This is a genomic window from Streptomyces sp. SAI-135, assembly GCF_029893805.1.
In the GTDB taxonomy this organism is placed as follows: domain Bacteria; phylum Actinomycetota; class Actinomycetes; order Streptomycetales; family Streptomycetaceae; genus Streptomyces.
In genome coordinates, this window is the sequence record NZ_JARXYP010000002.1 from 9,275,041 (window position 1) to 9,287,394 (window position 12,354).

12 protein-coding genes and 1 pseudogene are annotated in these 12,354 nt (G+C 70.4%); 5 read left to right on the top strand and 8 right to left on the bottom strand.

Annotation, left to right across the window (positions count from 1 at the left end; all coding sequences use genetic code 11):
* Positions 1-36: 36 nt before the first annotated feature.
* Positions 37-615 carry an ImmA/IrrE family metallo-endopeptidase gene (locus M2163_RS46465; protein WP_280897195.1) on the bottom strand — a complete coding sequence of 193 codons (579 nt, stop codon included), beginning with the start codon at positions 613-615 and terminating at the stop codon, positions 37-39.
* Positions 616-629: 14 nt separating this feature from the next.
* Positions 630-998 (bottom strand): helix-turn-helix domain-containing protein, encoded by a 369-nt coding sequence (locus tag M2163_RS46470; protein ID WP_280897196.1) that lies wholly within the window; start codon positions 996-998, stop codon positions 630-632.
* 122 nt (positions 999-1,120) lie between these two features.
* Between M2163_RS46470 and M2163_RS46475 the strand changes: the two genes are divergently transcribed.
* The 4 genes from M2163_RS46475 to M2163_RS46490 all read left to right on the top strand — a co-directional run bounded on the left by M2163_RS46475 (position 1,121) and on the right by M2163_RS46490 (position 3,378).
* Positions 1,121-1,258, top strand: a complete 138-nt coding sequence (locus M2163_RS46475) for a hypothetical protein (RefSeq protein WP_280897197.1) — start codon at positions 1,121-1,123, stop codon at positions 1,256-1,258.
* A gap of 64 nt (positions 1,259-1,322) precedes the next feature.
* Positions 1,323-1,604, top strand: a complete 282-nt coding sequence (locus M2163_RS46480; RefSeq protein ID WP_280897198.1) for a multiubiquitin domain-containing protein — start codon at positions 1,323-1,325, stop codon at positions 1,602-1,604.
* Positions 1,601-2,005 carry a hypothetical protein gene (locus M2163_RS46485; RefSeq protein WP_280897199.1) on the top strand — a complete coding sequence of 135 codons (405 nt, stop codon included), beginning with the start codon at positions 1,601-1,603 and terminating at the stop codon, positions 2,003-2,005. The genes M2163_RS46480 and M2163_RS46485 overlap by 4 nt, the downstream gene beginning before the upstream one ends.
* Positions 1,987-3,378 carry a ThiF family adenylyltransferase gene (locus tag M2163_RS46490; protein WP_280897200.1) on the top strand — a complete coding sequence of 464 codons (1,392 nt, stop codon included), beginning with the start codon at positions 1,987-1,989 and terminating at the stop codon, positions 3,376-3,378. The genes M2163_RS46485 and M2163_RS46490 overlap by 19 nt, the downstream gene beginning before the upstream one ends.
* A gap of 56 nt (positions 3,379-3,434) precedes the next feature.
* On the opposite strand, the gene M2163_RS46495 is transcribed toward M2163_RS46490, so the two are convergent.
* Positions 3,435-4,487 (bottom strand): helicase associated domain-containing protein, encoded by a 1,053-nt coding sequence (locus tag M2163_RS46495; RefSeq protein ID WP_280897201.1) that lies wholly within the window; start codon positions 4,485-4,487, stop codon positions 3,435-3,437.
* Positions 4,488-5,434: 947 nt separating this feature from the next.
* Here M2163_RS46495 and M2163_RS46500 point away from each other — a divergent pair.
* Entirely contained in the window at positions 5,435-6,316 is an 882-nt protein-coding gene (locus M2163_RS46500) for an XRE family transcriptional regulator (protein ID WP_280892826.1), read from the top strand.
* 75 nt (positions 6,317-6,391) lie between these two features.
* On the opposite strand, the gene M2163_RS46505 is transcribed toward M2163_RS46500, so the two are convergent.
* From M2163_RS46505 to M2163_RS46525, 5 genes and pseudogenes are all read right to left on the bottom strand, one after another.
* Positions 6,392-7,360 carry an ATP-binding protein gene (locus M2163_RS46505; protein WP_280893126.1) on the bottom strand — a complete coding sequence of 323 codons (969 nt, stop codon included), beginning with the start codon at positions 7,358-7,360 and terminating at the stop codon, positions 6,392-6,394.
* Between the two features lie 53 nt (positions 7,361-7,413).
* The gene (locus M2163_RS46510) at positions 7,414-9,807 is read right to left on the bottom strand and encodes a Mu transposase C-terminal domain-containing protein (RefSeq protein WP_280892825.1); all 2,394 of its coding nucleotides are present in this window, start codon (positions 9,805-9,807) and stop codon (positions 7,414-7,416) included.
* 23 nt (positions 9,808-9,830) lie between these two features.
* Positions 9,831-10,814, bottom strand: coding sequence for a TnsA-like heteromeric transposase endonuclease subunit (locus M2163_RS46515; RefSeq protein WP_348542146.1), 984 nt, complete (start codon positions 10,812-10,814; stop codon positions 9,831-9,833).
* Positions 10,815-11,096: 282 nt separating this feature from the next.
* Positions 11,097-11,639: a hypothetical protein gene (locus M2163_RS46520; RefSeq protein WP_280897202.1), complete on the bottom strand. Its 543-nt coding sequence runs from the start codon at positions 11,637-11,639 to the stop codon at positions 11,097-11,099.
* Positions 11,629-12,354: pseudogene (locus M2163_RS46525) on the bottom strand (DNA-binding protein); the annotation flags it as partial. The gene M2163_RS46520 and the pseudogene M2163_RS46525, both read right to left, overlap by 11 nt.

The following is a 12,354-nucleotide window of genomic DNA, read 5'->3' on the forward strand; positions in this document are numbered from 1 at the left end:
TAGCCACTCGTGCGGGAGTCTCCGTACTCGGTACCGTCAGGCTGTGCGGCGGGCCGCGGCACGCATGGCTCGGATACGAGCACCTGTTGCGGTCATGCGCCATTGGGCGAATTTCAGGCTGACGCCGAAGTGCTCGGCGACCCGTTCGTCCGGGGTGTTGCGGTAAGCAAGGCGGAGTGCGGCGTCGGAGGGGATAAGCAGTTCCCCGGAGAGCTCTGCCGCTTCGGCTTCCTGCTCGCGGTCGCTTTCGCGGCACTCCCCGCCGGAGGTGCGCAGCAGCGTGCTGAAGGAGTGTTCAAGGACAACATGCGCCATTTCGTGTGCCAGCGTCGAGACGCGCCGCTGGGGGTCGTGGCCACAGTTCTCGAGAATGACACGACCTGTTCCGACTGGGATGACCGCAGCCGAGAAGACGTCCGGCCTGACGCTGGTGAAGTGAGCGAGGGCCGATGCCAGCTCTGACTTGCCTTCGGCGATGTCGCTCAAACTGAAGACAGCCACTCCGTAGAGCGCAGCGAGTTCGTATGGGTTGAGGGGCGCGTGGGCGTCTACCTCAAGCTCGTCTCTGACTTCCAGGGCCAGGCGTTTCGCCTCGGCCTTGAACCCCCTGCGCACGGCTCTTCTCCTCGTTAGTCCTTGGGCAGCGCCCTGACGCGCCGGATCGTGGCCTGAATGACGTCTTCGAGGTAGCTGACGTCCTCAGGGGTCAGGTCTTTTCGGGCCCGCAGCAGGGGACCGATCTGCGTGACGAGTTCGGGTTCTTCCCGCTGCCCCTCCTCGTCGTCGGAGGTCATGAACTGCTCAGCGGGGACGCTCAGCCACTGGACGAGAGTGGCGAATGCATCCACGTCCGGTCGCAGACCGTTAGCCATGCGGGACAACAGGGAGGGGCTGACCTCGATCTCCTTGGCCAGCTGCCGCCAGGAAAGGCCTCGCGCAGTCCGCTGTGCATCGAGGGCTGCGTAGAGCCGTTGTACGTCGATGCCGCCTCGGGCCACGTTGTCGCCTCCTTCTCTCGGCTAGGGGTGGTTCATCCTCGCATCACTGTTTGACTTCTGCAACACTCGCGTGTTTCACTGTCGACACAGTGTATCGATCATGAGACACGAAAGGGTTCCTTATGCCCAAGCGATCCGACATCAGCGGCAAGCGTGGCCGTAGCGCGATCACGGGCCGGTTCGTGAAGCAGGCGACGGTGCGCCGCAGCCCGTCGACGACCGTCAACGAGTCGACCTCGAAGAAGACCAAGAAGAAGTAGGCCTCATCCCCAGCCGTTCACCACGGCATCGCCCCGCTGCCGGCGGGGCAGAAAGGAGCACCTCGTGAACGCGACGCCCGCACAGGACACCGTTACCGACTCGGACCGCCGCCCCCCGCGGACGATCCCGGTGACCATCAACAACAAGACCGTGCAGCTGCCGGAGCGGGAGATGACCGGTCTGGAGATCAAGCAGACTGCCGCCGCCCAAGGCCTGCCGATCGACACCGGCTTCCAACTCTCCGTCAAGCACGGGGGCCGCTACGACGTCGTCGGGGACACCGACACCGTCCACATCCACCCCCACCTCGAGTTCCTTGCCGTGGCCCCGGACGACAACTCGTGACCACGCACCCGGCGACGACCGCCCCGATCGCCACGGCCCTCACAGAGCTCCGTGCGCACTTCGGGGCGGACGCCGTCACCATCACCCCGGACGGCTCCGGAGGCGTCTACGTCGTCATCAGCGACCTACCTGTAGGCCCTGCCTACACGCAGGCACGCACCTGGCTCGGCTTCCAGATCTCCGCCGCCCACCCCGACGCCGACATCTACCCCCACTACACCGGCGCGCTCACCCGCACTGACGGCCAGCCGCACGGCCAGGCCATCCAGCACGTCACCTGGCAGGGGCGTCCAGGCGAGCAGGCCCTGCAGATCTCCCGCCGCTCCAACCACCGTGATCCCGCGGTGGACACCCCCATCAACAAGGCAGTGAGGATCCTGGCATGGCTCACCACGCAGTGAACCCACCAGCCACCGGGGCAAGCCTGACCATCCCCGCCCGCCTCTGGCAGCAGCTCCATGCGCACCTGTTCCCCGGTGACCATGCAGCCCACGGAGCCGTCCTTCTCGCCGGATGGACCGACGGCCCCCGAGGCCTGCGCCTCCTGGCCCGTGAACTCATCCCCGCCCGCGACCACATCGACTACCAGCCGGGCACCACGGGCTACCACGCCCTTTCAGCTGCCTTCGTCCGCGACAACATCCTGCGAGCCCGCGACGAACACCTCGCTTACATCCCTGTCCACAACCACGGCGGCACCACCCGCGTGCAGTTCTCTCCTACGGACCTGGCCAGCCACGAACGTGGCTACCCCACTCTCACTCAGATCAGCGACACCCCCATATGCGGACTCGTACTCACCCCGCAAGCCGCAGCCGGTGACCTCTGGCACCCCGACGGCACCCGCACCGACCTCGCCGAAGTCGTCATCCCCGCCAACAACCTCCTGCGCCTGCGCCCGCAGCCGACCGCCCCCAGCGCATCGGACACCAGCCACGCCTCCTACGACCGCCAGGTACGCATCTTCGGCGACCTCGGACAGCGGACCTTCCAGGCCATGAGGGTGGCCGTCATCGGCCTGGGCGGAGTGGGCAACCTGATCACCGAATACCTCGCACGCCTCGGCATCGGCCACCTGATCCTCGTCGACGACGACCTCGTCGACGAGACGAACCTGCCCCGCCTCTCCGGCGCTACGGCATCTGACGTCGGCCATCCCAAGACCGCTCTGGCCAGCCGACTGGCCCGGCAAGCACAGCCCACCATCACCATCACGTCACTCACCGAGCGCGTCGAACAAACCCATGTCCAAGCCGAACTGCGCCAGTGCGACTGGCTCTTCCTCGCAGCCGACGGCGCCGCCGCCCGTCACTTCACCAACGCCGCAGTTCAGCAGTACCTCATCCCCGCCACCCAGGCCGGCGTGAAGATCCCCGTACGAGACGGCACTGTCGGGCAAATCCACGCCGTCACCAGACTCCTTCTGCCCGGGACCGGCTGCTTGTGGTGCGACGGACTGATCAACCCCACCGACCTCGCCATCGACATGCACGCCCCCGCCGACCGAGCCGCCGCACACTACGTCCCCGGGACGCCGGCCGCCAGCGTCCTCCCCCTCAACGCCCTCGCCGCCGCCGAAGCCGTCAGCCACTTCATGCACGCCGTGAGCTGCCTCCACGACGACGACCTCGACCACGCCGGCGTCCTGCACCGCCCCCGCACCCGCACACGCGACCTCATCAACTCCCGTACCCACCCCGACTGCCGATGGTGCGCCCCGCAAAAGCAGTTCGCACTCGGAGACCGACCAACCACCAACGTGGCATCCAGCTGACAGACCAGTTCCACGAACCGAAGCGGTCCACCAAGCGTTGCCTCTCCGCAACAGCCCTACCAGCGCATGCCCAACTCATCGAGTTCCGCACGGCGCTCCGCTGCAAGCTTGTCTGCCCGTCGTCGGGTGTTGTCAAGCCATCCCCCAAGCCGGACGGCCGTACTCCCTTCCCCGACCTCACCGGCCAGCTCCTCGACATGCTTTCTCGGGACGCGGAGGTGACCCTCACGGGCGTGGAACTGGCGGGCAGCCGCAAGGTGAGTAGCCCACCGATCGGCCTGCGTCCTCCGCGTCGGCACCGCCGCCTCGCCCTCGCCCAACGGCTCGACACCGACGCTCTCCAGCAGCCACTGCTGCGCCGCGACCAGCCCATCCCACCCGGCCCGCTGCGCGGCCACCCACGCCGCCAGGTCCTCGCCCTGGACGACGACCTCACCCGGCACGGCCGGCACAACTCCGCCCGCCTGCACGTGCGCGAGCAGCAGCCGGTACGAGCGCTGCCAGGCGACGTCCCACCCCTGCGGCGCCCACCCAGGGTCGATCTCGTTGAGTGCCTCCACACGCGACTCGGAGAGTTCCCCGGCATACGACAGACCGGTCTCCCCGTTCGCGCGGCGCACGGCGTTCTCATGGCTCCTGCGGGCCGACGCTCGCATGTTTTTGGCCCATACGCCAATGGGAAACCCGTCTCCGCCCCACACGGCGGTCGTGGGCGGCAGGAAGTGCCCGTGAACGGCTGCGTAGTCGCGGGCGACGGCCAGACCGGCGTCCCACGCGGAGGCGTGCACCGACCAGACCATGCCGAGCTGTTCCAGCTCGTTCACGCGCGAGGCGTCCAGAGTGCCCTCGCGGTAGTACCGGCGCTGATCCGCGACAAAGACCCCCAGCGGATGCCCGCCCAACGCTCCCCAGTCCTCCGGCGTGACGTACGTGAACGGCACCCGCAGCTCGCTCTCACCGGTTTCCCGCAGCCACCGCGTGGCGGCCTCGATGCCGCGCCGCCAATAGGCCCGTTCCGGGTCGATGACCCGCAGCCGCACGAACTGGGTGAGCGCGGCCGGGTCGCGATCCTCGCTGAACCGCAACACGCTCGCCGCCCGGCTGGACACCGGCTCCACGTCGACGTCGACGTGGTCCTGGTCCTCCTCGCCCTCTGAGTTTGGTGGGGGGTTGTTGGTGTGGGGGGTGGTGTGTGGGGTGGGGTGTTGTGGGTTGGTTGAGAGGGGTTGGGGGTGGTTGGGGGTAGTGGGGTGGGGGTGGGTGGGCTGGGGTTGTGTGGTGTTTGTTGAGTGAGGGGGTGGGGTGTTGGTGGTTGGGTGGGGGTGTTAAGGCTTGGTTGGTGTTTGTGCTGGTGAGAGGTGTTGGGGTGGGGTTGGGGCGGGGTGGTTCGTCTTCGCGTGGTGAGCGGGCTGGTCCTGGCTGGCGGGGAGGGCTGGCGTGGGGACGGGGACTGGGTTGCGGGGGGTGGTGTCTGGGGTCGTGGGTGACGGCCGCTGCCCTTTTTCGGTGTGCTCGGGATCGAGGTGGGGTTCAACTCTACGAGCTAGCCCGCTAGTTGAGGGGTTTTCGTGGGCCCTGTCTCCGTGAGGGTGTTACCGGTCGTGTGCGCTGGGTGATTGGATGGGGGTGTGGAAGAGGCCACCTTCTACCCGTGGGTGGCGGGGCGTTGTGCGGTCGGCAAGGCGATGGGGAACGCGTCTGTGGTGTCCGTGCCGCCGTCGTGCAGGTGGCATGGGTGTTGCGGGGTCGGTGAAGCAGGGGTGCGTGAGCGTGGCGTTCGTCCCGGCGAGGGATCACAGGTCTCTATCGCTGGTGCGCTCGGCTGGCTGGTGGACAGGGGTCGCGTCGATGTCTGGCTGAACGGGCTGCCGTGGGCGGCTGATGGGGTGGCTTGTCTCGGGTCTCACCGTTTGGTGCCGTTTGGAGAGAGGCTGAGTGAGCAGTGATGGAACGCCGTACCTTCCTGACGATCTCCGGCACTGCTCTGTCTGGTTGGGCTGTGGGCGGGGACGGCGGCCATGCAGGCGTGTTCGCCCGGGCCCACGGCGGTACACCCGTGGGTGAAGACCTCGTCGCCTCCTTGGAGGACTCCACCCGGCGCCTGGCGGGCCTGTCTACCGAGCAGCGCCAGCACACCCCCGCGCTCCTGGAGGCGCACCTGGCCGCGGTGACCGGGCTCCTCGCGACCGGCCGCTTTGCACCGGCCCTCGGGCTGCGCCTGCACACCCTGGCGGCTTCCCTCGCCCAGACCGTCGCCTGGCACGCCTTCGATGTGCGCCGCCACAGTCACGCGAGCCGGAGCTGGATTGCGGGTCTGCGCCATGCGCACGCGGCCGGGGACCGCGATTTGGGTGCTGGGCTGTTGGGTGACCTCGCCTATCAGGCTGCTTGGCGCCGTGATCACACCGCGGCGGCCGGCATCCTCCACTCCGCCCTGGCCCGCGCGCAGAGTCCTGCCGCCCGTTGCCTCATCCACTTGCGTCTGGCCCGCGCGCTCGCCGCGCGCGGGGACCGTAGTGACCGCGGTGCCGTGCTGCGATCCCTCGCGGCGGCCGAGCACCACCTCTCGGATGCCGGCGTCGACCGGCCGGCCTGGTGCGCGTGGGTGTCCGAGGCCGACCTCGCCGTCGACTCCGGACAGGCCCTCCTGGACCTGGGGGACACCCGCCGCGCCCACCAGTTGATCAGCGAGGGTGAACGTCTGCTGCCGCCCGCCCGCGACAAGACGAAGGGTGTTTTCCTCGCCTACCGCGCCGCGAGCTACCTCGATCTGAAAGAGCCCGAGCCCGCCGCGGCCGCCGCGGCCCAGTCCCTGCTCCTGGCCCGCCGTATCGGAGCACCGCGCTGCGCCCGCCTCGTCGACGACCTGCTCCCCCGCTTCAAGCCCTACGCCCGCGCGGACGGCGTACCGGAGCTCCTCCACCTCGCCGCCGCCTAGCTGCGCACGCGCAGCGATGGGCGCCGTGGTGCCGCGAGGTGGGGCTGGCTGTGGTGCCTGCCTGCGGGGGTGGGGTTAGGGGTTGGGGCGGGGGTGGTGGTGGGTTTCGGCGAGGTGGTCGAGGCGGATGGCGTCGAGGGCGGTTTTGGTGATGCGTTCGGTGCGGTCGGTGATGGCGGTGATGGCTGCTTGGCGGATGAGGCGGGTGAGGGATCCGATGCGGCCGGCGGTGCGGTGGTGGAGGTAGGGGGCGAGGCGGGGCAGGGTGCCGGGTTTGTGCTGCTGCAGGTCGAGGTGGTTTTCGATGTCGGTGATGACGTCGCGGAAGGGTTCGCGGGTGCCGTGGCGGGCGGGCAGGGGGCCGCAGGGGATGAGGCAGGCGCGGCCGGCGAGCTGGGCGCCGCGGACGCCGGAGAACAGGGGGGTGTCGGTGACGTTGATGCCGGCGTAGATGAAGGTGGCGGGCAGTTTTTCGGTGAGGTCTTTGAGGAGGTCGGCTGCCTGGGCGCCGTTGGTGGTGCGGGGGTTGAGGCGGTGGATTTCGTCGATGAGAACGAGTTGGACACCCGCAGCGGTGTAGGTGTGGCAGACGGCGTCGGTGATCTGGTTTTGGGTCATGCGGGCGGTCGTGGGGATGGCGAGGTAGCGGGCGAACTCGGTGATGAGGGTTTTCGCGGTGGCGCCGGGCGGGACCAGGACGTAGGCGACCGGGACTGGGGGGCGGCTTCGTCCGGGCGGGGGAGGGTTTTTGCGGGTGTGGGCGAGGTGGCAGGTGCGGCCCACGGACAGCAGAGCGGTCGTTTTCCCGGCGGCGGCGGGCCCGGTGACGATCAGTGAGGGACGTGCGGTGGCCTCCTGGTGGCGGCCCAGGACCATCAGGGTGCGGGTCTGTGCGGCCAGGTCGCTGATGGCGGGGGTGCGGATAGTCACGAAGCTGGAGTGGTAGGCCAGGCGTTCTGCACGGGGGCGCGGTGGTCCGCCCGGTGGGGGCGGGGCGGGCGGGTCGGTGGTCGCGAAGCGGTGCCAGCCCTGCCAGGTGGTCAGCGGCCAGGACGGTTCGGGTGGCTCGTCGCCTTCGGCGAGGGCGGGACGGGTGTTCACCAGGTGTCGGCTTCCTCGTGCGCGTTGTAAAGCCCGAACCCGGTGGTCGGGGCGGGCCGTTCGGGCGGGGTCGTACTGCCGGGCCGGTCATGGACGCCGTCGAGGCCGTGGTCCTCGTCGAGCTCATCGCCGTGGTCCTCGTCGAGGTCCTCGAGGAGGCCGTCCTCGTCGTCCTGGTCGAGGAGGTCGTCCTCGTCGGCTTCGTCGTCCTGGTCGTCCTGGTCGTCCTGGTCGTCCTGGTCGTCCTGGTCGAGGTCGTCGTCCTCGTCGGCTTCGTCGAAGTGGTCGAGGTCGTCGTGGTCGAGGTCGTCGAGGCTGTCGTCCTCTTCCCACGGTGCGAGATCCCCGGCCCCGGCCCCGGCCCCGGCCCCGGCCCCGGCCCCGGCCCCGGCCCCGGCCCGGGCCCCGGTGCCGGCCCCGGTCTCGGCACTGTCGCTGGTGCCGTGGCTGTGGCTGTGGTTGTGGTGTTCGGGGTGGCGGGGCAGGGGGAGCGGGGTGGTGCGGGCCATCACGGCTTGTTCGGTTCTGGTGGCGTGGCCGGTGTGGATGCGGCGCATGAGCTGGTCGACGGCGTCAGCAAGGGCGGCTTCCTCCTGCTCGCTGCCCCTGTCGTAGTGGTGGTGGGTGGTGGTGCGGATGTGCCGCCAGACGTCGCCCGTGAACGGTTCGTGGATGTGGTCGCGGTGGATCCACGGAACTTCGGTGAGCTTCCCGTTGGGCAGCCGTACCCAGACCTGGCGCACGTCGTGGGGGTTGTAGCGGATCTCCCACTTCCCGCCGCGGGCTGGGTGGGGGGAGCGCTGGCCGCGCCAGGGGGCCAGGAGGTCGGCGTCGTAGGTGCGGTGCTGGATGCGGATTCCGGCAGGGGTGATGGACCGCCAGTGCACCGGCAGCAGCTCGAGGTAGTCGTTGCGGGTGAGGGGGACGCGGACGTAGCCGGTGACCGCGAGCAGCGCGGCCCACATCTGGTTCGGGCTCAACGCCTTCTTGGGCATGAGCGGGTGGCGCAGGCTTCCGTGGGGCCGGTGGTGGTAGTGCACCAGCCACTCGTCGAGGAGGTCTTGCAGTTGGGGGACGCTGTAGCAGGCTTCGTGTTCGGCGTCGGGGCCACGTTGGGTGGTGTCGGATCCGGTGTAGCCGGGCAGGTGCTGGCCGAACAGGGCGTTGATGGTGTCAAAAGCGCGTTCGACGATGCCTTTGGCGGTGGGCGCGCGGGGCGGGGCGGGCTGGACGCTGATGCCGAGGTGTTCGCAGGCGGCGGTGAACGCGGCGGAGACGAAGACGTGGTCACGGTCGATGACGATCATCTCCGGCAGGACGACCGGCCGGGCCGCCGCCTGCTCAAGACGTTCATCGAGTGCGGCCAGCTCCTGGTGGGGCAGGGCCCCCTGCTGGTGGTCCATGCGCCAGATGTTTGGCCAGGTGGGGCGGGCGGGGTGCGGGACGGCCATCTCCGCCAGCAGCAGTGCCGCGTCCACGGCCTTGGTCGCGCTCGGACACAGCACGGCGGCCAGGATGGCGCGGGTGGCGACATCGACGGCGATCGTCAGAGCGGGACGTCTGGGGATGCCGTCGTCGAAGAGAGCGAAGACGTCCAGGCGGGTGGTGTCGATCTGGACCTGCTCGCCCGGCCGCAAAGCCGTGGCCGGAGTGAAAGCCCGCCCCTCGCAACTGGCCGGCACCTGCCGCACCCGCCCCGCCGGCAGTTCACCGGGGCGGGCAAGAGCCGCCACCAGCCGGTACAAGGTGGCCTGCGACGGGACGGGCACCACCCCGGGGCCGTACCGGTCTTCGAGGATCTGCTGGATGAGGGGGAACACGCCGCTGACGGTGCCCTTGGAACGGCCACGCCGACGACGCAGCGCCTCACGGACAGCGGCCACCACCCGCTCATCGGCCCGCCCGGTAGGCCGGGTGGCGCGGGTGGCGCGGTGATCGACCAAACCCCACAAACCCTGCTTGCGGTAGGCGAGCCGCATCCGCTGCACCGTCGTACGCGAGACCCGGCCGAACCCCAGCGCGGTCAGCTCTGCGGCTTTGGCCCGCTCCCGTTCGGCCAGCGTGTGCCGCGCAGGGTCGTACTGCTCACGTACCGCATCGTCGCTGCCCGGCCCGTCGGGCCGCCCGCACTCGACTTCCCGCACATGCCGCTGCCAGGCCAGCGCCTTCTGGCGGGCCGCGGCGGGAGCGGTCTCGAACAGCCCCCACCGCGGGCACGCCTGGGGCACCTCAGCCCCGACGACCATGAAGCCGGCATCAGCGAACAGATGCCCGGCCAGCACCACCTGGCCGGCGCCGTCCGGGCCGAGAAGACTGATCTCCTGCCCCGCCAGGGCCACCACCTGCCACCTCACGCCCTGGAAGCGGACCTGCGCTCCGACCTTCACCACCGGCCGGCTATCTCGCCGCACGCTCACCGCGCACCTGCCCGCCGACGGCCGCGGCCGTACCCGACCACCCCAGACCCAGCCCCAGAGCCAGACGGCGCCCCAGACCCGACCCCCGCCCCGGTTTCAGGCGGCGCTCCAGACCCAGCCCCAGACGGCGCTGTAGGCCCGGCCTCAGATGGTGCCCAAGCCCCAGCCCCAAGATCGGCCTTAGACGGTGCTCCGGGCTCGGCTCCAGATGGTGCTCCAGGCCCGTCTCCTGGGCTGCTCCAGCCTTGCGGGCCGACCAGGGCCCGCTCGTGCAGCGGCACATCCAGCGCCGTCGTGAGCATCCCGTGCCACAGGGCGTGGAAGACGACGGGCAGGACCTCGATGCGGGGCCCGGCCGCCCGGGCGCCTTCGACCAGGGGCCGCGGCCGCGTGAACGCTGCCAGCACGGTGGGCATCAGGTCTTCCCGCCCGGCATTGCGGGGATGGCGGTAGCCGGCCAGCCATTTCACGTTCGCGGCCAGGGCGTCGTCGAGCGGGGACAGACTCCGGTAGGTCCAGCCGACGTCCGCGCAGGCCTGCGCCACGACCTGCGCGGCGTAGCGGGCACGGTCGCCGCCGGCATCCGCATGGCTGGGGCAGTCGGCCAGCAACGCTGTGCCGTCGCGGTAGCGGGCGAACAGTTGCGGCACCCACGAGCGTACCTGCCCACGCCCGGTATGCCACAACAGCCGCACCGGGCGCCCCGCCAGCCCGCTGACCTCCGGATCCCGGTCCAGAACCATCAACTGGGCGCGCATCGCGTTCGAACCGGCAGCCACATGCCGTCCGGTCGTGGCCGACCACCACAGACCCGGCCCCCATCTGCGCCCCGGCACCGCCGGGAACGCCGCAACGGGCGCCAGGTTCTCGAAGGCCACCGCCGCGGCCGCCTCCTGCCACCGCTGCTGCACCAACTGCCCGACCGGATCCACAAACAGCGCCTCGAATCCGGCAGCGCCGTGCGCTCTCACTGGCTTCACCTGGCTTCCCGGCCGGACCGCCCCTGCGATCACCCCTCCTCAGCCAAGCCGTTTGCGCCGGCAACCAGGACACTTTCCGCGGTTCGGGCCACGAACGGGTCGCGCATGTGCCTGCCCGTTGACGAGAGGCGAAGCGCCACCCATGCACCCCGCGCTCGTGCGCCAGTGGTCGTCGCACCCGGGCCCGACAAGACCTGCCGCGCGATCGCGCAGACCGGTCCCGTCCGCAGCGGCGGCCACCCACCGCTACAGCTCACCGCACGGCATGCCGCAGCGTGTGCGTCAGTGGTCGTCGTGCCGGCCGCCGCTGCGCAGGTCCTGCACAGCCTCAGCGGACATGCCGGTCCACTGGGCGACCTCGTCCGGGGGCACGCCGGCGTTCAACGCGACCAGGACGGTCCGCTGCAGCGCGTTGTCGATCAAGTCGGTGCTGTGGCGCAGGGTGCGCACCAGCTGCTGGGCTACCTGCGCGGTCGGCCCGTTGGGGGTCCGGCGCACCTGCGCCAGGTGTTCGGCGGCCTTGTCAGCCGTGCCAGTGATCAGGGCCTGCTGTTCGGAAGGCACCGCCGCCCGCCACATTCCGCGCCAGCCAGGCGTCTTGTTCTCCCGGCCCAGCATCCGCGCCTGTTCGGCCAGGGTTGCCACCTGGTGGCCGGGACTCACCCCCCACGGGTCGACGGCACCGGATCCGGCCCCGCCGCTGCGCCGGCGGATGACCGCGCGCATCCAGCCGGCCAGCGGCCCCCCGTAGTCGCTCGCGGCCAGCGGTCCCAGCCAGGGGCGTCCCACCCGCTCACCGAGCCGACGGCACACCTCAGCGCCCACCAAAAGCGAGGGCAACTGCTCCGTACCGCCTTCCGCGCCACACCAGTTCCGCCATGACCGGATCCAGCAACGCATCCGCGACGGCCACCACTTCGGGAAAAACGACCGCGTCCCGCCCCACCACCCGCCAACGCCCCGCATCAGCCCCGACACTGCCGCCCGCCACGAGATCCAGGCGCCGCGGCCAGATCGTCTCCCGCTCCCAGCAAAGAGCCTGCTCCCACCACCGGCACACCACCGCATGCGCCAGCACGAACACCTGCCACGGATCCGCCCCCGCCCGCACCGCCCGCCGCGCCACACCCGCCCACCGCCGCTGCGCCAGTGCCACCTCCGGCACGGCACGCAACTCCAGATACTCCAGCGGCTGGTCGGCGTCCGCATCCAACAGCCACCGCCCATGCCGTGCACACACCCGCTCCCGCCGCGGCACGTACCGCACCGCCCGCACCACCATCCCGGTGCGCCGGGCGGTGCACAGGCGGCAGCCGAACGCCACCGGCCCGGCCACCGCACCCGCCCTACGCCACACCGCCGCCGGCGTCTGGTGCCATTCCAGGAGCTTTGAGTCCCGGCGCCCCCAGGACGGCAAGGCCCGCGCCAGCACCTCCTGCTCCACTCCGCACAAGGACGCCAGGACCGCACGCCCCGTCCTGTTCAGCAGGACCTCGGCATCGGCCGGCACCCCGCCGCCCTGGCGCGGGGGCGGAGCGTT